We start from the raw sequence: 23,457 nt of genomic DNA, 5'->3' as shown, positions 1-23,457 counted from the left end.
CATCGAATTTACTGAAATCAACTCAGTGAACACGAAACCGCCAATTATACACAGTCTAGTAGTTAATCAGCAAGATTACTAACCACCAAGAGAGTATAAATGACAAAATAAGTGTCGATTTGGACTGAAATTATCTCAATATGTGAGCTAAAGCATAGAATCCGCCGTTAATGCGATTTCATTGCTTGTTGTAATTGCTTTAATAGGGTCTTTTCTTCGTCATTTAAAGGCTCTTCGCGAGATTTAGCAATTAAATTATCCCACTGTTCAATCACGTAAGTTTTTTCTAAGCGTTTAAAGATTTCGCAAAGCTCTATTGGTGCTCTTTCTGAGTCGCTAAACAAAGGCATTGTTGCGAGTTTTTGCAAGTGCTTCATTTCTGGGCGATCACGCCAGTTTTCCACTAACATTGCCGTGGTCATGCTCTCATTGTCACGCAGCAACTGGATTATCTCACATAGAATAGAAGCGCCGGGCTCTTGAATATCTTTTAACCAAGCTAGCTCGGCTGCCGGAATAGCCTCTGGAAACTGGAGTAACAGTGCAATCGCGCGTCTAAAAGGAGGTGCTTTAGGCGCTTGCGAGCGATTAGTTTGCGCGCTTGAAGGCGTTTTTGGGCTCGTTTTGTCATGACTTTCTGACGTTGATTGTGTTGCTTGGTGCGTGCTACTTGGCGGCTGCGAATCTTGCTTAAGTACTTGTTCGAGTTGCTCATTATTTAAACCAGAAAGCTCGCACAAGCGTTGGCTAAAACGAGCACTTAAAATCGGATCGACAATTGATGAAAAGTAGGGCTTCGCAATATGGATTAAGCGGGCGGGACCTTCAAAAGTGTTCATATCAACTTGAGATTTTAAGTAGTCGATTAAGTGATCGAAGAGTGTCATTGATTCTTCAACACGTTGTTGAAAAGCATTGGTACCAATTTTTCTTACTAGGCTATCAGGATCTTCGCCGTCGGGTAAAAACATTAAGCGGATTTCACGAGTATTGCGAACCAGTGGTAAGGCATGTTTTAGCGCCCGCAACGCTGCCGCTTTACCTGCGTTATCTCCGTCGAAACAAAATACCACTTTAGGACAAATTCTAAATAAAGATTGTAAGTGCTCACTAGATGTCGCAGTGCCTAGAGTAGCTGCCGCATTATAAATTCCAAATTGAGCAAGCGCTACCACGTCCATATAGCCTTCTACAATGATAATACTTTCAATATTACGTAACTGGCGACGCATTTCGAATAAACCGTACAGCTCTTGGCCTTTATGAAACAAGACGGTTTCGGGAGAGTTAAGGTATTTGGGCTCGCCCTTATCAATAACTCGGCCACCAAAGCCTAAAACTTGGCCTCGTCGATTGCGAATGGGAAACATGATTCTGTCTCGAAACCTATCGTATGCATGACCGTTTTCTTTTTCTATCATCATGCCTGTTTCAACTAGGTTTTCTTGAAGCTTTTTAGCTTCCTTATCCAAATGACTTAAGTTCTGCCATTCTGGCGGTGCATAACCGATACCGTATTGCTTGGCTATTTCACCGCTTAAGCCGCGGTTTTTAAGGTATTCAACCGCTTTCTTAGCCTCTGGGTGAGACTTTAGCTGTTGTTGATAATATTGAGCGACTTTTTCCATTAATGGAAACAGTTCACTGTGTTGATTGTTTTGCTCGCCGGAATAGGCTTCTCGCGGGACTTCCATTGCTAAACTACTGGCTAAATCTTCAATCGCAGTAACAAACTCTTGGCCTTCATATTCCATTATAAAGGTCAGCGCATTACCGCTCGCACCGCACCCAAAGCAGTAGTAAAACTGTTTATCTGGATTGACTGAAAAAGAGGGGGTTTTTTCATTATGAAATGGACAACAGGCTGAATAGTTACGCCCAGTCTTTTTTAAACTAACACGCCGATCAATTACTTCAACAAGATCAACTCTTGCTAGTAGTTCGTTTATAAAAGATTGAGGAATTCGGCCGGCCATAGTGAAAACTAATACTTACCTTTCTTAAAATACGTGCTGGTTACTAAAATAATTAGCAGAGATATTACCTGATGGATCTGTGTTGTGCCATTAATGATTGAGTGATATTTGAAACTAAAACTATTTTAAAACAACAATATTGAACGTAAATATACGGTTTAAGAGTTAAATATAAAATACCTTTAACTCATTGATATAAAAAGATTTACTGAATTGAAAAGAGCTTTGGCGCTAGTTTATGCAGCACTCAGGCATTGTGGCTCTCTGGATGCGAAAAGCGGCTTAGCCAAGTTGCTTTTTTACTTGTCCACTGACGGCACCAGCATCGGCTCGGCCTTGAATCTGTGGTTTGAGAATCGCCATGACTTTGCCCATATCGCGCATTGACTCAGCGCCACTTTCTGCGATAGCAGATTCTATCATTTGCGCGATTTCATCTTCGCTTAAAGCTTGCGGTAAAAATGTTTGCAGCGCTTCTATTTCAAGTTTTTCAATATCTGCGAGTTCTTGTCGACCCGCAGACTCAAATTGACTGATAGAGTCTTTGCGCTGCTTAATCATTTTATCGAGAATGGCGAGTATGTCCGCATCGGTAACTTCTTTTCGTTCGTCTACTTCGACTTGCTTAACCTGAGCAAGTAGCATTCTGATCGCAGTAAGGCGCTCTTTTTGTTTAGCGCGCATTGCGTCTTTCATACCGTCTTTAATTTGCGATAGCAAAGCTGACATAGGAAGTGCCTACTAAAAAGTTAAAGTATGGATAACTTCTAATTCTCGAAGAGCTTTCGCTCTTAGTATAAACGCTTACGCTTTAATTGGTCGCGAGAAGCTTTTTTAAGTGCACGTTTTACCGCTGCAGCTTTTTTGCGTTTACGTACAGAAGTTGGCTTTTCATAGTGCTCACGACGACGTACTTCAGAAAGGATTCCTGCTTTTTCACAAGAGCGCTTGAAGCGACGTAAAGCAATATCAAAAGGTTCGTTCTCTTTCAGTTTAACTGCTGGCATTTAAATAATCCTGGCATTTTGCTAATGGGCCTAGCCATTAAGCGATTAGTTACTGTTAAAAATAAAATTCGGTTAAAATTTCGTCAAAAACAACGAGGGCGCAGATTCTACTGCTTTTTTTACCTGAATGCAAAGCTAAACGAATATTTTTTGGTAGTATTCGAATTGATCTGTATGATCGATGGCTCTAAGGCTGCGCAGACTTTAGCATTTTCATTGTTAAAGCGTTAGTTTAAAATAAAGGTATTCAACTTACATAGGCAATATTTGTGGATTCAGTCCGTATTTTAGGTATCGAAAGCTCCTGTGACGAAACCGGGATAGCTATCTATGATAGCGAGCAAGGTGTTATTGCTCATCAGCTCTACTCGCAGATTAAGTTACACCAAGAATTTGGTGGAGTAGTACCTGAGTTGGCGTCACGAGATCATGTGAGAAAAACCATTCCGTTAATTCGCTCAGCATTGGCGCAAGCTAATTGTGCGCCAGGTGACATAGCGGCAATTGCTTATACTCAGGGGCCCGGGTTGATTGGCGCATTATTAGTTGGTGCGAGTATTGGTAAGAGTTTGGCTTACGCATGGAAAAAGCCTGCCATTGGAGTTCATCATTTAGAAGGTCATTTATTGGCACCCATGCTAGAAGATAATCCTCCTGAGTTTCCATTTTTGGCGCTTTTAGTTTCTGGCGGACACACCATGCTTGTTGACGTAAAAGGGTTAGGAGACTATGCCATTATTGGAGAGTCTATTGACGATGCCGCCGGCGAAGCATTTGATAAAACCGCAAAAATTATGGGGCTAGATTACCCAGGCGGGCCGCTACTTGCCAAACTGGCAGAGCAAGGGCAAGGCACTGAAGTGCGTTTTCCGCGCCCAATGACCGACAGGCCTGGGCTCGATTTTAGTTTTAGTGGGCTAAAAACATTTGCAGCGAATCGAATTGCCGCTTCGGATGGCTGTGAGCAATCTAAAGCAAACATAGCAGAGGCTTTTCAGGCCGCTGTAGTGGACACTTTAGTGATCAAATGTAAACGCGCTTTAAAGCAAACTGGGCGAAACAAATTAGTGGTTGCCGGGGGGGTAAGCGCTAACTTATTTTTGCGTGAGCAGTTACAATCTGTAATGCAAAGCCTTAATGGTGAAGTTTATTATCCACGACATGAATACTGTACAGACAACGGGGCAATGATTGCTTACGCTGGGTATTGTCACTATTTAAAGCGTCAAGATCCAGACTGGGGAATTCAAGTCATGCCGCGTTGGCCAATGGGCCAAGCCGGGTAAAGCGGGCCAAACTTAGGCTGCTTTACCGGCAGTTTATTTAAGACTGATTTGTCGGTTATCCACGAGCGCATTGGCGCGCTGCGAGTTGTTTAGACTATAGCTGGGTGACTTGAAAGCCTTGGTTTTTTAGCATGGCTAATATGCTGTCTTCGCCAGCAAGATGCGCCGCTCCGACTAAAATAAATTCAACTTCTGGTGTCGTAAAAAAGGCTTTCAGCTTTGGCATCCAGTTTTTATTTCGCTTGACCAAAAGGTCTTGGTACATTTGTGGGAATGTACTTTTCATCAACTGGTTCATTTCTTTGTCTAGTGCAGTGATATCGCCCGCGCGCCAATAGGCAATAATGGCTTTAATTTGTTCTTGCATGTTATCCAGATCAAGCAATAGCTTTTGGTAAAAATCTTCTTCATGTCCCTTTCCAAGCCCTGCTAGAAAGGCTAATTGTTCTTCGATAGTTTCTAACTGTAGGCGTTCTTTGTGGTCGTTTTGGGCTAAATTAGTAAAGTGTAAGTCAACACCTGGCGAGGTGAATCCCGCACGTTGCATTTCCATCACAACTAAAGTTGACATTACCATGCCAGGTTTGGCTTTGCGTAAATAATTGATTGGAAATCCGATACTCTCAGTATAATTAACTAATTTTTGATAAGTTTCATTTGAAATAGTCGACTGCAGCGTGGTTTGGTCTGCATAACTTAGTGCTTTCACCATAGTGACCGCTAGCTGAGGATCTTGCATCTTTAGCATATCGGTTTCAAAAACAAGTTTGTCGGCTGCTTTATAAGCTTGATTAAACTCAGCTGGCAGCGGGTAATCTTGCGCTCTTAAAATATGTACCGTACCGCCAATATATACGCTATTGTTGCCTTTAGTGACTTTCCAAACACTGGATTTCGCCAGTATGAGGCTGCTCCAATTGCAACAAATGACAAGAAGACTCAGGCTGATCAATCGTTTTTTCAAAATAATTTCCTTATTTATCGAGTTAAAAATAGTTTTTGCCGCTATAAGCATGGCGAGTTTAATGAGAGCGGTTATGTAACTCCTCTGTCGAGCTTTGGCTCAAACTGTCGCCAATTAAAGGCTCTTTTCTCAAAATTAAATTCTTTATATTACTCAAATGGCGAAGTAGCACAATCAATGTTAAGCAAAGCACCTCCCAAAATACATCGGCTTGAAAGTGGTAGCTAAAAGTTGCCAAGGTACAACATGCAATTAATGAAGCTAAAGAAGAGCGTTTAAAAGTGAGTGCGGTAATAAACCAAGCGCCCAGTGAGATAACGCCGAGTTGGGGTAGCAATAATAGGGTAATTGCGAAAATACTAGCGACTCCTTTGCCGCCTTTAAATTGATAAAATAGGGGAAAACAGTGACCTAAAAGCGCACTCGCACCTATCCAAATAAGTTGATTGAGCTGCAAGTTAAAGTTAAGTGCAATTAACAGTGGCAAACCGGTTTTCAAAATGTCGCCAATTAATGTTGCAATCGCCGCTTTTTTACCACCAATTCGTAACACGTTGGTCGCGCCGGGGTTGTGAGAGCCAATGATTCTTGGATCGGGAAGGGTTAATATTTTGCACACTAATATCGCAGTGGAAATTGAGCCACTGAGATAGGCAAAAACCAAGAATCCAGCAAAAGTAAAGTCCATTATTTTAAAATCAGATTATTTTAAACAGTTAAGAGCTTTGATTGTAAATGAAACCATATCCAAATAGAATCGCATAAAATGACCAATTTACTGAAAAGAGACCTAATGGACATCGTATTTATTCGAGATTTAGAAGTAAGAACCGTGATCGGCGTGTTTGACTGGGAAAGAGAAATTAAGCAAAAGCTGGTATTTAACTTTGAACTAGGGACTGATATTGCGAAAGCAGCCGCTAGTGACGCACTTGTAGATACTTTAGATTATAAAGCGATTTCGCACGCGGTTCATGACATGGTAGAAGCAAGCGAGTATCAACTTGTAGAAACTGTCGCTGAAAAAGTAGCAACAATGATCCTAGAGAAGTTTCCTGTAAAATGGTTGTCGCTGACTTTAGATAAACCGGGGGCGGTAAGCGTCGCAAAAAGTGTGGGCGTTAAAATTCAGCGAGGCTCTCCAGATTGAAAGCTTTTTTAGGATTAGGTAGTAACATTAGTCCACAGCAGCATATTGCTTTGGCGAAGCAAGCCTTAACTAACCAATACTCGCAAGTGCGTTTCTCCAGAAGCTTTAAAAGCAAAGCCGTTGGCTTTGAGGGTGATGATTTTATTAATTTAGTGGCCGAGATTGAGACAAAGTCGACTTTAGTCGAGTTAATTGAAGAAATTAAATTACTCGAAGATCAGTTAGGCAGAGTACGTGAAGGTGACAAGTTTTCTTCGCGCCATATCGATATTGATATTTTATTGTACGCCGATCATGTTTGCCAGCAACCAATTGTGTTACCGCGTCCTGAAATCCGCGAAAGCGCTTATGTTCTGTGGCCCTTAGCAGAGTTAGCTCCAGACTTAGTTGAACCCGGTGGAAGCAAAAACTATGCTCAATTATGGCAAGCTTTTGATGCCGCATCACAACCGATTGTGCCACTTGATTAGCTGTGATTTAGTGGTAAAAATCAAGCCCTTCTTTTAGCCTCAATATCAAGCCATTAATAACAAACCATTGGCTAGCATTAATCGTATCGATTAAATATAGTCTTTGCGTCCACCATCGACGCTAATGGTTTGCCCGGTAATGTAATGACCTTGCAGTAATAAAAATTCGATGGTGGCGGCTATGTGTTGTGGCGTGCCTAATTGCTTTACGGCGGAATGAGCCAAAATTTGGTTTTGCTGGGTTTGTTCAATCTGGCTGGTGGAATTTTGTTCTGGCCATAAGATAGCACCAGGAGCAACCCCGTTAACTCTTATTTTAGGTGCTAGCTGCAAAGCCAAGCTACGCGTACTCGCTTTTAGTGCGGCTTTAGATGCGACGTAAATGGTATGTTGGGTTAAACCAGCTTGCGCATAAATATCGACCAAATTAACGATGGCTCCCGTCTCTTGAGTGATGCTTTGGCTGGTTAAATAGGCCAAATTAGTTGGTGCGCGCCAGTTTAAGCGAAGCTGTTGCAATAAGTCTGCGGGTTCTGGGACCACCTCTGCTTGCTCATGGTTGAGATTAACTAAAGGCGTAGGGTAAAACAGCGATGCATTGTTGACCAATCCGTCTAATCGCCCAAAATGCTGCAAGGCGCATTGAATTATTTCTGGATGGGTTGCGAAATCGTTAAGATCGGCTTTGATTAGCGCGCAGCTATTAGCAGAAATAAGATTGAGTTGTTCTTTTACTTCAACCGCAGCCTGTGCAGAGTGGTGGTAGTGAAGCACAATATTACAGCCAGCTTTAACTAGTTGAATTGCGGTGGCTTTACCAATTCGCTTGGCAGCTCCACTAATGATAAAACAAGGTCTCATCTTAATGGTGCAGTTGATTTTGCTTGGCTGGCGTTAAATGATATTGGCATAGGCTAGTCTTTTATAGTTATACACTTTAGTATTGGTGAATCGCACTAACATCTTAATCGAGCTCACTTAGCGAATGCAATTAAACTCTGGGTTAAATCAAGTGGAACTCTCAGCTCAAGCAGAAGAGGTACATCTAGGATTAAAACAGTTGATCCTAGATAAAATTAGGCGTCGAAATGGCCGCATAAGTTTTGCAGAGTTTATGCAAATGTCTTTGTATGCGCCAGAGCTAGGTTATTATCAAAACGCCTTACATAAGCTTGGAGAGCAAGGTGATTTTGTTACTGCCCCAGAAATTAGCCAACTGTTTGGGCAAGCAATTGCGGGTAGCTTGCAAGACTTTTTTGATGTATTTGCGCAGCAATACCCACAACGTTCGAGCGCCATTTTAGAGCTTGGTGCAGGAAACGGCAGCATGGCCGCGGCTATCATTAAGGCTTTAGCAAACGAGAGCGCGCTGCCTAGCAAATATTTTATTTTAGAGCCGTCAGCGAGTTTGCAAAGCCAACAGTTTCAATTGTTAACCAAAGAAGTGCCCGAACTTATTGATCGTGTCGAGTGGCTAGCCTCGCTTCCAACGGATTTTAACGGCGTTATTTTAGCTAATGAAGTAGTTGATGCCATTCCATGCGAAAGAATTATTAGAACCTCGCAAGGGTGGCAACAAATGGATGTTGTTGAGCTGGAGGATGAAGCGCTAGGCTTGGCTAAAGGCGCGGTTATATTAGCGCAAAATTTACCGCCATTACTCAATCAATTAGAGCTGTTTACGCTAGGCTACCAAACAGAGTTTCGTCCTCAGGTAAGCCCTTGGTTAGATGCAATATACGAATCTATGCAAGCTGGTAGTGTCTTGTTATTTGATTATGGTTACCCACAGCGTGAGTATTATCATCCGCAGCGTGACGTGGGAACGTTAAAATGCTTTAGTCGTCATCAAGCTAATCATGAGCCTTTGCAACGAGTAGGGCTACAAGATATTAGCGCGCATGTTGACTTTACCGAACTGGCAGAGTCTGCTAGTTGTGCCGGGTTCGATGTTATGGGGTTTACCACTCAAGCAGGGTTTCTCTTAGAAAACGATATCCTTAACTTGGCTGCAATTAAAGCGGCAGAAAAGGCAGACACCCAGTCTAATTACGCTTTAAGTCAGCAATTGCAAAAACTAATGACTCCAGGACAAATGGGCGAGCTAGTGAAGGCAATTAGTTTAAACAAGGCCTGTGCAGCTTGTCTTAAAGGATTTCAAATGCAAGATCATTTATATCGATTGTAGTTTAGAATTTCTATACAATAGCGCCAGTTTTATGCGTTGAATCAAGTTTACCTCACGTATAAATGCAAATAATTGACAAATAGATGATAGAGAGACTCAATGTCATACAATCCTTTCTCATTAATTAAACCCTATCTGCAGTCGCTTATTTTTATGCTGGCGCTTTGGGGATTTAGTCCGTTTGCCGCAGCGGCAAATGAACTTCCGTGGAAGCTTTATTTACTTACCGTTATGGGTATTTCGGTGATGTGCGCCACTTTTTTAAGTATTCGCAATAAAAGAGCTGAAGGCTTTATACCTAAACTGCTATTAGCCGGTTTATATTTTTGGGTATTCACTTTTGCACAATTGATGGTTTTATCACTAATTTACTATTTAAATAAATAACACTAGCCGTTGCTGCAATAGGCAAGCGCAATAGGTAATAAAGGTTTCATACAAGGAAAATTAAATGGATTGGCTACAAGCGGTTTTACTGGCTATTTTGCAAGGGCTCACAGAGTTTTTGCCTATTTCGAGTTCGGCGCATCTTATTTTGCCTTCTCAGCTACTTGGCTGGGCTGAGCAAGGACTCGCTTTTGATGTGGCAGTGCATGTCGGCTCACTCACTGCAGTGCTTATTTATTTTAGGCAAGAAGTAGTTAATATGACTTCGGCTTGGTTTAGTTGGGTGTTTAAAGGCCACAAATCGGCTGATGGCCGGTTAGCTTGGGCGGTTATTTGGGGAACATTTCCAGTAGGAATTGTGGGGGTTATTTTTAGTTTATTCGATATTGTTGACAATTACTTAAGGGCAACCCAAGTGATAGCAGCAACAACCATTATTTTTGCTTTAGTATTGTGGTGGGCTGACGCCAAAGCACGTGAAAACAGAGATGAGTACAGCTTATCGGCAAAAGATATTTTATTTGTTGGCTGTGCTCAAGCTATTGCGTTAATTCCTGGAACATCACGTTCTGGTATTACCATGACTGCGGCGCTAATGTTAGGTTTAACCCGACAAGCGGCGGCTCGCTTTTCGTTTCTATTATCAATCCCCGCCATTATTCTGCCGGGCGGATTAAAATCATACGAACTAGTGAGTGCAAGCGAGCCAGTTAACTGGGAACTTATTGGGTTAGGTGCGGTGGTATCGGCGCTTGCTGCATTAGCCTGCATTCATTATTTTCTTATTTTATTAGATAAAATTGGCTTTAAGCCGTTTATATTTTATCGCTTAGCGCTAGGTCTTGTGCTGGTCACAATGATGATTTAAACTTTTAATATTAAATTTAGAATAAATCGACGAGATTAAACTTAGCTTGAATTAATTTATTGCCTTTTTATTTTATTTTGAATACTAAAACCTAATGGTTAGTTCTAATCATGTTGCAGCGTGTAGCCATTGCTTTATTTTATTGACCCTTTCAGAGTGCATTGCTTGGCCAATTTGAGGTCCCTCCAAGCCTTTTTCAATAAAAGGTTTGGCGGTTACTTGAGCGCAAAGCGCTAAAGCTTGTCGCATTTTATTCGCTTGTGGATAGGGTCTATTTTCAAAGCCTGTGCGGCCTTTAAAGTCAGCTTCACAAACTTGTAAAAAAGCTTCAAATCGCTCTTTTTTTCTAAGCGCGTCTGTCTGCTCAATTACTTTGACAATGGTTTGCGGTTTTAACTCGTCTAGCTTATGTAAGTGCAAATGAAATTCGCTCGCTATTTGGGCTAGCTGTTTAAACTCATTCGGCGCTTTTAAACGTTGACATAATTTAGCGATTAACGGAATGCCACTTTTCTCATGACCATAGTGGCTCGGAAGCTTATCACTTGGGGTAATGCCTTTACCTAAATCGTGGCATACCGCGGCAAATCGCGTTGTTGCAGAACTTGATAGCAGGGCAGCTTGCTCTAATACCATCATGGTGTGAACGCCGGTATCAATTTCAGGGTGCCATTTAGGCGGATTGGGAACGCCCCACAAAACGTCCAACTCCGTAAACCAGTATGTAAGCGCATGACTCGCTCTTAGGGTAGTAAAAAAGACTTGCGGGTTGCGCTCAGTAAGCGCTCTACTGGTTTCTTTCCAAACTCGCTCTGCTGCTAGATGGTTAAGCTCACCACTTTCACCAAGCTGTCGCATGAGAGCAAGGGTTTCTGGTGCTAAAGTAAAGCCTAAGTGGTGATAGCGAGCTGCGAACCTAGCGACTCGTAAAACTCTTAGTGGATCTTCACTAAAGGCAGGAGAAATATGCCTGAGTACTCTATTTTTAATATCTGACAAACCATTATAAGGGTCAATAATTTGCCCGTCAGAGTCCATCGCAATGGCATTAATGGTAAGGTCACGGCGAATTAAATCTTGCTCTAAAGTAATTTCTGGTGATGTGTGTATTTCGAAGCCATGGTAGCCCATACCGCTTTTTCTTTCTGTTCTAGCTAGAGCGTACTCTTCATGGGTTTGTGGGTGTAAAAATACAGGAAAGTCTTTGCCAACTTGCTGATAGCCTTGGTCAAGCATTTGTTGCGGTGTTGCGCCCACTACGACCCAGTCCTGCTCTATAACAGGATAATCAAGGAGCTTGTCTCTTACCGCACCACCAACTAAATATATTTGCATAACGACTATAAACTTAACGACTATGAACTTAACAATGAATTAGACCCAGATTATTTTTTGCAAATAAAACTAAGTCACTATAAGGTTTAAAAATTGCTGCTTATCATACCAATAAAAGGCTAAAAGTATCTAGCAAAGAACCGCTTCTGCGGCATCTCTAGCTTGTTTGTCCTTGACTTGCTGTAGGGTTGTCACTCATCATGTTTTGCTAAATATTGCGATCTGCTCGTTCTTTGTTACTGCGCATTGGTAATATAATCGATTTTAGCTTTTATACTGACTTTACTAACTAGAAGGAAACATTATCTAATTAATTCTGCAGCACATAACAGACAGTGAGTTTGTTTTGATTGTAGCTGGTTTTAAAAAGATTTGGCGACTATGTATTTAGATTATTTTTCATTGAAGGAAAAGCCATTTTCCATTTCACCTGATCCCCGATTTCTGTTTATGAGCAATCGGTATCGCGAGGCTTTGTCACATTTAACTTACGGCGTGAATGAAGGTGGCGGCTTTGTTTTGCTCACCGGAGAGGTAGGCACCGGCAAAACCACAGTTTGTCGCTGTTTGCTTCAACAATTGCCAGATAGTACTCGGTTGGCTTTTGTACTAAACCCCAAGTTGAATAGTTTAGAGTTATTGGCAACCATTTGCGATGAGCTAAAAATTGATTATCCAGATAACTGCCAAAGCTTAAAAATACTAACGGACCGACTTAGCGAATACTTATTGCTCTGCTATCAACAAGACTTAAATGTGGTTGTGATGATAGATGAAGCACAAAATTTACAAACCGAAGTGCTCGAACAAATTCGTTTATTAACTAACTTAGAAACCAATCAAGAAAAGCTATTACAAATTATTCTTGTAGGACAGCCTGAATTGCAAGAAAAGCTCGCGCAACGAGACTTAAGGCAGTTAGCGCAACGTATTACCGCGCGTTATCATTTAAGACCGCTACAACTAAAAGAAACCGTCGCCTATATTTTGCATAGAACGCGTATTGCTGGGAGTTCGAAAGCTTTATTCTCTCGCCAAGCAATCGAATACTTACATTTGAAAACTCAGGGGATTCCTCGGTTAATTAATACTATTTGCGATCGCGCTTTATACGCCGCAGCTGCAAGGCATCAGGACAGAGTGGGTAAATCGGTAATGGTAGAAGCAGTTAAAGAGGTTATGGGAGAGCCATTATCTCGCGAAGTGTTAACTGAGCCGAAAAACTTAAGTGCCTTGTTAAAGCCCTCGTTAATTGCTGCCGGTGTCGTGGTTTTAGTTCTGCTCGCATTTTGGTTTGGGCAAAGTAAACAGCAGTTGGTGGTTGCTGACACCCAAGCGAGCTCGAGTCAATCGCAGCAAAGCAACACACCAGTAAATTCAAAACTTAAGCAGGCCAAATTAGAACCAATTAATAGCGGCGTTATTCAATATAAAAAAGTTAGCCAAGAGGATATGTTAAGTAAAATATTGGGCGATCAACGGTGGGATAGTAACGGCACTTTTTCAATGATCAATTTGTTGGCACTTTGGCAATTGGACTATCGACCTTTACGCGACGGAGAAGCCTGCAACTTTGCTGCCGAGTACGGGCTGCGTTGTTATCAATCGAAGGGTCAGTGGCAAATATTAAGGGAGCTCAATAGACCTAGTCTGTTAAAGTTTTCGGCCGGATTACAAGGAGAGTTTTGGGGAGTACTAAAAAACTTAAACGGATTAGAGGCAACGCTTTTATTTGGTGAACGTGAAAGTCAAATGCGCATTGAAGAACTTTCTGCAATTTGGACCGGTGAATTTGTTACTTTGTGGCAAGCACCTCAGGGATTTAATGAAGATTTAAAGCAGGGCGATAAAGGTGAAGCAGTAACCTGGTTGTCGCAAAGATTAAACTTAATTTTAAATAGTCAGCAGCCCATCACTAATTTATTTAATGCTGATTTACGGTTTTTGCTAGTTGAGTATCAGGCTATGCGTGAACTCAATACCGACGGTATTGCGGGAATGCAAACAATATTGAAAATTAATCAGGAAACCCTAAGTGGGATCCCTTTATTAGTTACTGATTGAGGTGAAGTCAATGTCCATCTTATTAGAGTCGTTAAGTGGCAAAAATAATAGTGAACCAGCGCGCCAGCAAGATTTAGAAGTGCCTGATATTTCGGTGACTCATTATGATGATGAGCTGCTTGGCGATGAGTGGCTAATTCGCAAAGTACAATTTTGGCAACGAGCGTGTATTTTTTTAGTGGTTATTACATTGCTTAGTTGGGGATATTTAGGATTTTATATGGCAACAAATGATGCAACGCCTGTTAGCTCTCAATTGGCTCAGCCAGATCTACAAAAGGCGACAGTGCAAGCTGAGTCAAAAGTGAATTTAACGGCCACTACAGTGCCGTCAAATGGGTCCCAAACGTTTTCCAGTAAGCCTCAAGTAGAAGTGAAAAGTAATCTGCAATCGCCATTGAAAGTTGCCAATGAAGAGCCTAGCAAACTGTCATATACGCCTCAAAAACAAGTTGTTAGTAAGCCACAAAAGACGAGCGACGCTACTACTCCAGTAAAAAAACTAGCAGCTAAGCCAAGCCGCAATAACGCCGCTGATGTTGCGTTATCTATTCAGGCATTGCCCGCAGAACTGCAAGCGCAATTGCCGGATTTGAAAGTTGACTCTTTTGTTGTTGCAGACAATCAAAAAGATAGCTTTGTGATTCTTGATGGTGCTTTTTATACCGTTAATCAAGTTATCGCTCCGGAATTAATTTTAAGAGAAATAAAAGCGCAGCATTTAATTGTTGAGTTTAAGTCGCAACGCGTCAAAATCCCCTACCAGTAATGAGTAACTTAACCTGTTTTTAAAAGTCGAACTAAAAATTTTATGAGTGATATAACTGCATGGCAAAAGTGTAAGCGTTTTGTTTGGCGTTTAACTTTAATTGGATTAGTCTTTTTTATTTTTTTAGTGATTTACTTAGACTCGGTTGTAAGAGACGAGTTTAAACAGCAAGCGTGGAGTATTCCTGCCAAAGTTTATGCGCGGCCGCTTGCTTTCGCTTTGGGCCAAAAACTTGCGCTTAATGACTTATTGCGAGAATTACGTCTGCTTGGTTATCGGCAAAAAATTAAAGCGGTTAATCAAGGTGAGTTTGAGCAGTATGATAATACTTTAGTTATTCATACTAGACGCTTCGAGTTTTGGGATGGCGTGCAGCCTGCACAAGTATTGGAAGTCACTATCGCCAATAGTCAGGTTACTCAATTAAAAGATTTCGAGTCTGGTAAAAAAGTTGATTTTTTAAGACTCGATCCTTTAAGTCTAGGCAGTATTCAAGCAGGCAATCACGAAGATCGCCAATTGATTACTTTAAAGCAGCTACCAGAAAGTTTTATTGCCGCTTTACTCACGGTAGAAGATCGCGAGTTTTACCAACATTGGGGACTGTCGATAAAAGGCATTGCTCGAGCCTTGTGGAGTAATATTGCACAAGGCGGAATACGCCAAGGTGGCAGTACCCTGACCCAGCAATTAATGAAGAATCACTTTTTAACGAATGAAAGAACCTTGTGGCGAAAAATGCGCGAAGCCATAATGGCTGTTCTCACTGAAGTGCACTACGATAAAGACGTTATTTTAGAAGCTTATATCAACGAAGTTTATCTTGGCCAAGCGCATGCCTCTGGAATATATGGTTTTGCTCGTGCGAGTGAATTCTATTTTGATAAACCAATTCATCAGCTGCATTTAAGTCAAATTGCATTATTAGTCGGCTTAGTTAAAGGTCCGTCTTATTATAATCCAAGAAAAAATCCACAAGCAGCAAAGCAACGCAGAGATTTGGTATTAAGCTTAATGCATACGCAAGGGCTAATTACTGATGAAGCCTACAATGACGCTAAGTCTCGCGCATTGATGGTGGTTGAAAAAGCGCAAGAGCGAACGAGTAAAGTTCCTGCTTTTATGGACTTTATTAAGCGTGAGCTGCAGCAAGAGTACAGCTTAACTCAACTTCATCAAGCCGGATTAAAACTTTTTACAAGCCTTGACCCATTGATTCAAGCGAAAGCCGAAAGAGCTCTCAAGCAAAGGTTAGCCGCGCTCGATTCGGGCCAAGCAGATTTGCAAGGAGCAGTTATCGTTAGTGATATAAAAAGCGGAGATATATTAGCCATGGTTGGCGACAAAAATCCCAATTATGTCGGATTTAATCGTGCGCTAGACGCTTATCGCCAAACTGGCTCGGTGATTAAACCTTTTGTGTATTTAACTGCGCTGCAGCGAGCAGAAGCGTTTAATTTATTATCGCCACTAGAAGACACGTCATTTACTTTAAAAGGCAGCGATGAGTCTCTATGGACGCCAGAGAATTACGATAAGCAAGAGTACGGGACAATCCCACTAAAGGATGGATTAGTTCACTCGCTTAATATTGCGACCGCGCGCTTAGCTTTAAGTGTGGGAGTTGAGCAGGTAGTTGATACGCTTTATGAGGCGGGCTTTAATCGAGAGCTGCCTGCGTACCCTTCGATTGCATTGGGAGCCAAAGAGATGTCTCCACTTGAAGTGCTAAGGTTATATCAGGTGATTGCTAATAACGGTAAAGGCATAAAAAGTGGCGGTCTTTTAGCAGTTCAAGATCATCAAAGTCAGTTATTGCAGCGATATCCTCGCAAAGTAGACGCACAGTTAGATGCTGATAGTGTTTTTATACTTAAGTATTTGCTTACTCAAGTGGTGCAAGAAGGGACCGCGAAAGCCATAGGGCAGGCGTTTCCACGACTTAAATTAGCCGGAAAAACGGGCACAACCAATGACCTTAGAGATAGTTGGTATGCCGGTTTTGGTGGCACAAAATTAGCCGTAGTGTGGGTTGGCCGAGATGATAATCAAAGCACCAAACTAACCGGCGCGAGCGGCGCTTTAACGGTATGGCGAGATCTGTTTCAACACTTATCTGAAAGCTCGGTTAGCCTTAACTTACCCGAAGGTATGGTGTGGGGCTTTAAAGATGAAGGTTTTTTTAGTAATTTAGGGGCATGCAAAAAGAAACCGCTCATGCCGTTTTATAAAGACCAAGTGCCCGAAGGAATAAAAATTTGTGATTGATAATAACTTCCAGCTTCATTTTCAGCTTAAAGCCGATAGTCATATTCTCGGGCATTTTCCTTTATCATTACTGCTATTAATGAATGATAAGCAGTTTCCTTGGTTTGTACTTGTGCCTCAAGTGAATCAAGTTAAAGAAATTTACCAATTAACAGCAAAGCAGCAACAGCAATTTTTGCAAGAGTCGAATCAGTTGTCGAGTGTTATCATGCAACAATGGCAAGGTGACAAATTAAATTTAGCGGCATTAGGTAATATGGTATCTCAATTACATATTCATCATATTGTGAGATTTAAGGGAGATTTAGCCTGGCCAGCACCGGTTTGGGGAAAGGCTAAAATGGTTCCTTATGAACCCTCTCAGGTAGTCAATATCCAAGCTAAAATAAGCCCATTATTGAGCGAATTTACCCCTAACCAACTATAATTAATTGTTTAAAATAAGAAAATTTAATTGTTCTAGCCTAGGGGATGTGATATATATCCGCGCCTGAATAAAAAGTTGCCTACCTAAATAAACAGTAGAATGCTTTTTAATAAGTTTGAGTTTTGGGAAAACTCTAAGGTTTTCAAGTAGTTAATCTTCGGAGAAGCGAATGCCAACGAAAAAATCGGCAAGTACAGCAACTGCAACCACTCTTGGTGCACTCGGAATAGCTCCCTATAAGGAGAAACGAGGCGAAGAGTACATGAATGAAAATCAAGTCGCGCATTTTAAAGCGATTTTGGCCGCATGGAAAAAGCAACTGATGGAAGAAGTTGACCGAACCGTGTCACATATGAAAGATGAAGCCGCTAACTTTCCAGATCCGGTTGATCGCGCTAGCCAAGAAGAAGAGTTTAGTCTTGAGCTACGTACTCGCGATAGAGAGCGTAAACTGCTTAAGAAAATCACTAAGTCGATTAACTCAATTGACGAAGAAGATTATGGTTATTGCGAATCTTGCGGTGTAGAAATTGGTATTCGCCGTTTAGAAGCTAGACCTACGGCAACACTTTGCATTGACTGCAAAACACTTGATGAGATTAAAGAGAAGCATCTTAACCGTTAGTTCCTGTCGGTTAGCTAAGCTCAGTGCGCAAGTGCTATTAAGTGCTTGTGCCTTTCTCGATCTGCAACGCACTCCATGAATAATAGACCTAATTCTGAGAGAACTCCTTGGATTGGTCGGTTTGCGCCTTCGCCTTCTGGACCACTTCACTTTGGGTCTTTAGTGGCGGCGTTGGGTAGTTATTTAATAGCCAAACAAAAAGCAGGGCTTTGGTTACTCAGAATTGAAGATATTGATCCTCCTCGCGTTGTTCAAGGCGCTACTCATTCGATTTTAACCACCCTAGAAAAGTTCGCTCTATATTGGGATGGAGAAGTCTTTTATCAAAGCCAGCGGCAGCATGCTTATCAACAAGCGCTAGAACAACTCAAGCAAGCGCACTTTATTTATCCCTGTCAATGTAGTCGACGCCAAATCCAACAGCGAAGTGCGGGTGTATACGATGGAAAGTGTCGCCAAAATCCTCCTCTCAATAAGACAAGTGTCGCTTGGCGAGTTAAATTTGAGCAAAGTAAAAACCACTTTGACGATAAAGTGCTCGGCAAGTGCTTGCTAGATTCTGCTGCTGATCGGCAAGACTTCATTGTCAAGCGACGTGATAATATCTATGCATACCAACTTGCGGTAGTGGTAGATGATATTGAGCAAAAAGTTAATCATGTTGTAAGAGGGGCTGATATTTTAGACTCGACACCGCGCCAAATATTTTTATATGACTGTTTGCAGCAGCCCATTCCTGAATATTACCACCTGCCGTTAGCGCTCGATGAAAAATTGAATAAGTTAAGTAAAAGTCAGTTTTCAGCAGCCTTGTCTGCACAAGATGCGAGTGCCAACCTATTATTGGCTTTACACTTTTTAGGGGTTCCTTTAGCTCAACTTAAACCATTAGCGGGGTGTGGTTGCGAAGAAATATTAAAGTTCGCGCTGCAGCAATGGAAACCTGCTTTAATACCTAATAAAAATCAAGTTTATACAGCAGCCCAATTAGCCACTTTTATTAAGCCTTAATAATAAAAGCGAGTGAGATGGCGTAGTTTTAAATTCTAGTTAGTGTAAGATAAAGTCAATATTTTACCTAAAGCCGCTGAGTTAAAAGTATGACAAACATTAAATTTTGCGTTTTTATCGCTTGTTCGCTAGACGGTTATATCGCACGCCAAAATGGCAAACTAGATTGGTTAGAAAAAGCGGCGCTACAAGGAGATAGCGAAGATTACGGCTATCAAAATTTTTTACGCTCTGTTGAGTGCATCACAATGGGGCGAAATACATTTGAGAAAGTCGCAGCTTTTAGTCAATGGCCTTACCTCAAGCAGCGAGTCATTGTTGTTAGCCGCAGTATGCAAAAAGTGCCACCGGCATTCGAAGATAAAATAGAGCTTTTCGGCGGTAAAATAGAGATTCTAGCAGTGGACTTACAGCACCAAGGAGTGAAGCAAGTTTATGTTGATGGCGGTACTCTCATTCAGTCTATGTTAAAAGCACACTTAATTAACGAATTAACCATTACTCAAGTTCCTGTACTACTCGGTAAAGGCATTCCATTGTTTGGGCTGCTTAACCAAGACCAACCACTTAAACTAGTTCACAGTAAAACATTTCCGAGCGGGTTTGTGCAGTCTCATTATTTAGTTGATTGAGCAGACAAAGCCGTGTCAGCAAATAGCACGCTTTGAATGATACTATCCACCGCCGCGCTAAAAAATTCAGGGTCTATATTGGCAAAAGTATCGTTTGGTTTATGGTAGTGGCGATGAGTATCTACGCCAAAGTAAATATAGGGAATGCCAGCTTCCCAGAAAGCTTTATGATCACTGGCTTGGTTCCAGTTAATGCGAGTATTATTTTTTCTGCTAACACCAGAGATCCCTTCATGTCCTCTCACTAAACAGACTTTTGCTTGGCTCAGTGACTGCTTAAATATGCTAGCTAACTGTGGAGATTTTTTTAGCCCAGCCATATAAAGTCTATTGCGTTTACCCGGCTGAGCGAGCATATCGAGGTTCACATTAAGTTGTATTTTCTGCAATGGCACTGGTGCATTGTCAATAAAAGCTTTAGCGCCATGTAGCCCCGCTTCCTCAGCGTCTGTTGCGACAAATATGAGTGAGTGTTGAGTTGGAAATTGTTTAAAATAGTTAGCAATCGATAGCATGGCTGCTACGCCAGAGGCATTATCGTCGGCACCATTGTAAATTTGCTGTCCTTTTTTACCTAAGTGATCATAATGCGCGGTGACAACAATATATTTTTGTGGAAAGCGACGTCCTGACTGGTAGCCAATAAGGTTTACCGCTGGCGTTTGTGCCGCGCCAAAATTAAACGACTGCCGGTAGTTAGGCAAAAACGACTTTAGCTGCAATTGTTGGAATCGTTGCTGAATAAAGTTTTGTGCTCGCTGGCTTCCTTGAGTGTTCACTTTGCGACCCTGCATGTGATCACTAGAAAGCTGTTTAAGATCGGCGAGTAATAGGGGCTTATTAACGTAATCAAGAGCTTGTGTTTGCGTGGCACAATACTGGGAACTGACACAGGCGCTTAGTAATAAGACTAAAGCTGCCAAGAGTAATATTTTTAGTTCACCAATCCTTCGCATTGTATAAGCTCTTTAATGCTTGTTGTTATTATTTTTGCCGAGCAGTTGTTGCTTGACGCTCAAACTTCCTAGCCGCCAAGATTGCACTGACTGGTAACGGTTGGCGGGTTGCTGCGGGTTAGACAGCATAAGATCGACTTCATTGATTTGAACGCTGGTAGCCAACTCGTTAAACAATTGAGGCTCACTGCTAAGTTGTCTAAATAAGGTAATATGAGGAATAAATGGTTTTTTATCAAATTGATAAATTCCGCAGCAAGTCAGCGTTTTTTCTATTTGCGCTTTTAACTGGCTTAATAAGCCAGCGTGATCCTCTATTGAGAGATATATCAGCTTCGAACTTGCCCAATAGCACACTGTGTTAGCAGCAATTGCTGAAGGCATAACGTCAAAGGTTGGGTTGCAATCGAGTAATAATTCAAGTTCGGAGTCGCTAATCTTGCCAACAAAACACAATGTAATATGCAAATTTTCAGTGGCAACTTTAGAAAATTGAATTCCTTGAGCGGCAAGGCTTTCGCTGACTTGATTTTGCAGCTCAAGTAATTTGATTTTTTCTTGCGGAGAAAGGTCAATGGCGAAAAAAGCTCGGTTTAAAGAGCTATTAGTGTGTTTCGTTGATTTCTTACTGAGTTTCTTGCCCATAACAACCTGCTCGTTAGTTTATGATTAAAACGTATTTTTCATAACTATTTGGGGTTATTTACTCCAGTAGGGGTTAGATTTAAATGCCGTTTTTCGAATAGCATGTATGTTGTCTAATATTGGCTGGTTGCGTTTTTCTAGCCAAGCCAAAGTTTCTGCTTCGTCGTGCGTTTCTAGTTGCAGCTCATAAATATAAGCATTCATTTGTAATTCTCGAATGCCATCTAATATTTCTACCCAAGGTTTGCGAAAATCAAGACGCTTTTTAGTTTCAAACAAACCGCCAAAGAAAAGTCCGGTATCAAGTGCTCGTCTTATGCGAGCGATCAATTTAAAGTACTCATCAGCGTTTAAATTAACTTTGGGACCTAAGTCTCGCTTTAGCTCTTTTAGCATATGGTCTAATTGACTGCGCGCAAAATCAATTATTGGCGTGCTTAACGAAGATTTTTCTTTTTCTGGAATGTAGTTTCGCCACTCTTTAAAATACAACCACTGCGACATATTTAACATCATTAAGTTGTATCTTTGGGTGGCAAGTAGTTGTTTAAAGTCTTCAATTACCGCTCGAGCTTCTTGGCGAATCTTCTTTTGTTGAGTTTCAACTAAATCCCAATCGGCTTTTTGTTGTAAATAACGCACTAAATAACGCTGATGTTTTGCCGCGTCTACAATAGGGCGCATGGCTTCTGCTAGCCAATTCCAATTATTGCGTAAGTCGTTGGTCGCCTTTCGAGGAATTAGGCCGCCAAAAACCATATACATATGGTGTAAATAAATAAGCGCGCGGTACATTTCTAGCACGGCAGAATGTGCATTCTTTTTATTTAAATAAAGTTCGTAAAACTGCCAGTGCTTAAGTCCGGTATAACAAATTTTTTCAAATGCATGCTCTGCTTCAATACCTTGGCTTAACTCAACAGCCTGCATTTTAAATTTTTCGGTAGTAAAGTTTTTACATAAGCTATAGCCACGACGAGCTTTGCTAGCATTATATAAAGTGAGCTCATGATCTTTAATTAAATAGCGACCCAGCGCAAATATATACTCGGCGCTACCCTGGACTAGTTCAAGCTCTACTTCACAAATGGTTTGTTCTCCACCATCGGCAATTATTTTACCTTGGTCAAGCGCAACTTCTATTTTGGTGTCGTCGGAAAATGTCAAAATGCAGCTAGTGCGGCTGAAGTTAGTTGTGAAGCAGGGAACAAATGCGCCATCTTCCTCTTGGGCTTCTTCAACTAATATTTGTAAGTAAGGATCGGTAATTTGGCTAATGTCGAGACTGTCATTTTTAAGCGTAACTTCATCTTCATTGCGTTGATGTAGCCCTCCAACAGATTTGCCAGCTGACTTTACCGTTTGAATATGCTGCTCACCGTCGTGACGTACTCGCATGCCAATAGACATTTCTCGAAGCTTAAAGTGTTGCGTATCAAAATAAGTATTGTCTAATTGAGTCGTCTTCCAAGGGCTTTGGTTTGCCACCCCAGGGAACTCTAACTTACTGATTTTTATTATTTTTTCTGGGTCGGCAGCTAGTTTTAACTCAAGTTCGTTAGCCATAAATAAAGCCTTTAATGTTTTGATGTTGCTATTTAACCATTCCTTTATAGCTTTGTCATTAGCCCTTTCTAGGCAATTTTACGCTTAATTCTAAAAGCAATTTGTGAAAACGTGAGATTAGTTGGTTTTATTGATGTTAAGTATTCCGTACAATAGGCGGGTTGTATGCAAATTTTGCGTGTTTTTATTCGAGGTGGTGAGGACAGTAAAACGCTACTTTTACAATCGATAAGGCCCGATTTATGGATTAAGTCCGGCTATTAAAATCAAAAACAAAGAACTGAGCCATGAAAAAAATTCTATTAAGCTTATTTATTGCTTGTTTCCTACCCATGGGCGCCGCTGCGGAGTCTGCTTATATTTCCGACCAAATTGAAATTATTTGGACTCGTACCGGCCCAACCAAAGAATACCGCTTTAGCTTTCAGCTAGCTCCAGGAGCGAAGTTTGAAATTTTGCAAGAAAATCAAGACACGGGTTATGTCGAGATTAAAGATGAGCGCGGCCGTGTTGGTTGGCTAGAGAGTAAATACATAACCAAAAAGCCTACCGCAAATCGATTACTGTCGGCGGCAAAGAACGAAATTGTTGAATTAAAAAAGAACTACCAAGAAAGCTTAAGCTCGCTAGAAAAGCGGATTAAAGTTTTAGAGCCTTTAGAGCAAACCAATGATGCTCTGCAAAACGAATTAGCCAAGTTAGAAACTAACTATGAGGTGATTTCACAAGAAAACCAAGCTCATAAAAACCGCTTTTTGCGTGAAGTGTTTTTTGCTGGAGCGGTGGTATTTTTTGCTGGGTTTATCTTCGGTTGGATTGTTAGCCGAGTGAGCGGCAACAAGCGTGGCAGCGGTTGGAGTTAG

At 41.3% G+C, this 23,457-nt stretch carries 24 protein-coding genes; 14 read left to right on the top strand and 10 right to left on the bottom strand.

The genetic code is table 11. The features are described 5' to 3' along the window. Positions 1–167: 167 nt before the first annotated feature. The 3 genes from dnaG to rpsU form a co-directional block, all read right to left on the bottom strand. Positions 168–1,976, bottom strand: a complete 1,809-nt coding sequence (gene dnaG / locus ACUR5C_RS13165; protein WP_454465633.1) for a DNA primase — start codon at positions 1,974–1,976, stop codon at positions 168–170. A gap of 282 nt (positions 1,977–2,258) precedes the next feature. Continuing rightward, positions 2,259–2,705, bottom strand: coding sequence for a GatB/YqeY domain-containing protein (locus ACUR5C_RS13160; RefSeq protein WP_454465632.1), 447 nt, complete (start codon positions 2,703–2,705; stop codon positions 2,259–2,261). A gap of 62 nt (positions 2,706–2,767) precedes the next feature. Further along, on the bottom strand, positions 2,768–2,983 hold the full coding sequence (rpsU, locus tag ACUR5C_RS13155) for a 30S ribosomal protein S21 (RefSeq protein WP_454465631.1): 216 nt from the start codon (positions 2,981–2,983) through the stop codon (positions 2,768–2,770). A 269-nt stretch (positions 2,984–3,252) separates the two neighbouring features. On the opposite strand from rpsU, the gene tsaD reads away from it, so the two are divergent. Further along, positions 3,253–4,269 carry a tRNA (adenosine(37)-N6)-threonylcarbamoyltransferase complex transferase subunit TsaD gene (gene tsaD, locus ACUR5C_RS13150; protein WP_454465630.1) on the top strand — a complete coding sequence of 339 codons (1,017 nt, stop codon included), beginning with the start codon at positions 3,253–3,255 and terminating at the stop codon, positions 4,267–4,269. Between the two features lie 94 nt (positions 4,270–4,363). Here tsaD and ACUR5C_RS13145 read toward each other — a convergent pair whose 3' ends face one another. Both ACUR5C_RS13145 and plsY read right to left on the bottom strand, forming a co-directional pair. Then, a complete protein-coding gene (locus ACUR5C_RS13145; protein WP_454465629.1) occupies positions 4,364–5,233 on the bottom strand; it encodes a TraB/GumN family protein in 870 nt (289 codons plus the stop codon). A 58-nt stretch (positions 5,234–5,291) separates the two neighbouring features. After that, on the bottom strand, positions 5,292–5,921 hold the full coding sequence (gene plsY, locus ACUR5C_RS13140) for a glycerol-3-phosphate 1-O-acyltransferase PlsY (RefSeq protein ID WP_454465628.1): 630 nt from the start codon (positions 5,919–5,921) through the stop codon (positions 5,292–5,294). 105 nt (positions 5,922–6,026) lie between these two features. On the opposite strand from plsY, the gene folB reads away from it, so the two are divergent. Together folB and folK are read left to right on the top strand one after the other, a co-directional pair. Further along, positions 6,027–6,383 (top strand): dihydroneopterin aldolase, encoded by a 357-nt coding sequence (gene folB, locus ACUR5C_RS13135; protein WP_454465627.1) that lies wholly within the window; start codon positions 6,027–6,029, stop codon positions 6,381–6,383. Continuing rightward, positions 6,380–6,853, top strand: a complete 474-nt coding sequence (folK, locus tag ACUR5C_RS13130; protein WP_454465626.1) for a 2-amino-4-hydroxy-6-hydroxymethyldihydropteridine diphosphokinase — start codon at positions 6,380–6,382, stop codon at positions 6,851–6,853. The genes folB and folK overlap by 4 nt, the downstream gene beginning before the upstream one ends. 90 nt (positions 6,854–6,943) lie before the next feature. Here the strand turns inward: folK and ACUR5C_RS13125 are convergent, their stop codons facing one another. After that, positions 6,944–7,714, bottom strand: a complete 771-nt coding sequence (locus tag ACUR5C_RS13125; protein WP_454465625.1) for an SDR family oxidoreductase — start codon at positions 7,712–7,714, stop codon at positions 6,944–6,946. Positions 7,715–7,838: 124 nt separating this feature from the next. Here ACUR5C_RS13125 and ACUR5C_RS13120 point away from each other — a divergent pair, with 124 nt between their 5' ends. From ACUR5C_RS13120 to ACUR5C_RS13110, 3 genes are all read left to right on the top strand, one after another. Beyond that, positions 7,839–9,041 (top strand): class I SAM-dependent methyltransferase, encoded by a 1,203-nt coding sequence (locus tag ACUR5C_RS13120; protein WP_454465624.1) that lies wholly within the window; start codon positions 7,839–7,841, stop codon positions 9,039–9,041. Positions 9,042–9,140: 99 nt separating this feature from the next. Next, entirely contained in the window at positions 9,141–9,428 is a 288-nt protein-coding gene (locus ACUR5C_RS13115) for a hypothetical protein (RefSeq protein WP_454465623.1), read from the top strand. Between the two features lie 64 nt (positions 9,429–9,492). Further along, positions 9,493–10,296: an undecaprenyl-diphosphate phosphatase gene (locus ACUR5C_RS13110; protein ID WP_454465622.1), complete on the top strand. Its 804-nt coding sequence runs from the start codon at positions 9,493–9,495 to the stop codon at positions 10,294–10,296. Positions 10,297–10,404: 108 nt separating this feature from the next. On the opposite strand, the gene ACUR5C_RS13105 is transcribed toward ACUR5C_RS13110, so the two are convergent. Next, positions 10,405–11,631, bottom strand: a complete 1,227-nt coding sequence (locus tag ACUR5C_RS13105; RefSeq protein WP_454465621.1) for a multifunctional CCA addition/repair protein — start codon at positions 11,629–11,631, stop codon at positions 10,405–10,407. Positions 11,632–12,012: 381 nt separating this feature from the next. Between ACUR5C_RS13105 and ACUR5C_RS13100 the strand changes: the two genes are divergently transcribed. From ACUR5C_RS13100 to ACUR5C_RS13070, 7 genes are all read left to right on the top strand, one after another. Next, the gene (locus ACUR5C_RS13100; RefSeq protein WP_454465620.1) at positions 12,013–13,695 is read left to right on the top strand and encodes an AAA family ATPase; all 1,683 of its coding nucleotides are present in this window, start codon (positions 12,013–12,015) and stop codon (positions 13,693–13,695) included. A gap of 10 nt (positions 13,696–13,705) precedes the next feature. Continuing rightward, on the top strand, positions 13,706–14,464 hold the full coding sequence (locus ACUR5C_RS13095; RefSeq protein WP_454465619.1) for a general secretion pathway protein GspB: 759 nt from the start codon (positions 13,706–13,708) through the stop codon (positions 14,462–14,464). 42 nt (positions 14,465–14,506) lie between these two features. Further along, positions 14,507–16,732, top strand: coding sequence for a penicillin-binding protein 1B (gene mrcB / locus ACUR5C_RS13090; protein WP_454465618.1), 2,226 nt, complete (start codon positions 14,507–14,509; stop codon positions 16,730–16,732). Next, entirely contained in the window at positions 16,725–17,159 is a 435-nt protein-coding gene (locus ACUR5C_RS13085) for an HIT domain-containing protein (protein WP_454465617.1), read from the top strand. The genes mrcB and ACUR5C_RS13085 overlap by 8 nt, the downstream gene beginning before the upstream one ends. Positions 17,160–17,328: 169 nt before the next feature. Beyond that, positions 17,329–17,784, top strand: coding sequence for an RNA polymerase-binding protein DksA (dksA, locus tag ACUR5C_RS13080; RefSeq protein WP_454465616.1), 456 nt, complete (start codon positions 17,329–17,331; stop codon positions 17,782–17,784). Between the two features lie 75 nt (positions 17,785–17,859). After that, positions 17,860–18,795, top strand: coding sequence for a tRNA glutamyl-Q(34) synthetase GluQRS (gene gluQRS, locus ACUR5C_RS13075; RefSeq protein ID WP_454465615.1), 936 nt, complete (start codon positions 17,860–17,862; stop codon positions 18,793–18,795). Positions 18,796–18,884: 89 nt separating this feature from the next. Then, a complete protein-coding gene (locus ACUR5C_RS13070; RefSeq protein ID WP_454465614.1) occupies positions 18,885–19,427 on the top strand; it encodes a dihydrofolate reductase family protein in 543 nt (180 codons plus the stop codon). Here the strand turns inward: ACUR5C_RS13070 and ACUR5C_RS13065 are convergent. Genes ACUR5C_RS13065 through ACUR5C_RS13055 form a run of 3 tightly spaced genes read right to left on the bottom strand, consistent with a single transcriptional unit; the run spans position 19,412 to position 22,594 of the window. Next, positions 19,412–20,383, bottom strand: coding sequence for a M20/M25/M40 family metallo-hydrolase (locus tag ACUR5C_RS13065; protein WP_454465613.1), 972 nt, complete (start codon positions 20,381–20,383; stop codon positions 19,412–19,414). The two genes, ACUR5C_RS13070 and ACUR5C_RS13065, sit on opposite strands and share 16 nt — an antisense overlap. Before the next feature lie 12 nt (positions 20,384–20,395). Further along, positions 20,396–21,028: an RNA 2',3'-cyclic phosphodiesterase gene (thpR, locus tag ACUR5C_RS13060; protein ID WP_454465612.1), complete on the bottom strand. Its 633-nt coding sequence runs from the start codon at positions 21,026–21,028 to the stop codon at positions 20,396–20,398. Positions 21,029–21,082: 54 nt separating this feature from the next. After that, on the bottom strand, positions 21,083–22,594 hold the full coding sequence (locus ACUR5C_RS13055; protein WP_454465611.1) for a CYTH and CHAD domain-containing protein: 1,512 nt from the start codon (positions 22,592–22,594) through the stop codon (positions 21,083–21,085). Between the two features lie 287 nt (positions 22,595–22,881). On the opposite strand from ACUR5C_RS13055, the gene ACUR5C_RS13050 reads away from it, so the two are divergent. After that, on the top strand, positions 22,882–23,457 hold the full coding sequence (locus tag ACUR5C_RS13050) for a TIGR04211 family SH3 domain-containing protein (RefSeq protein ID WP_454465610.1): 576 nt from the start codon (positions 22,882–22,884) through the stop codon (positions 23,455–23,457).

The organism is Aliikangiella aequoris (assembly GCF_053709105.1).
This window is presented reverse-complemented; position numbering and strand designations above follow the sequence as displayed.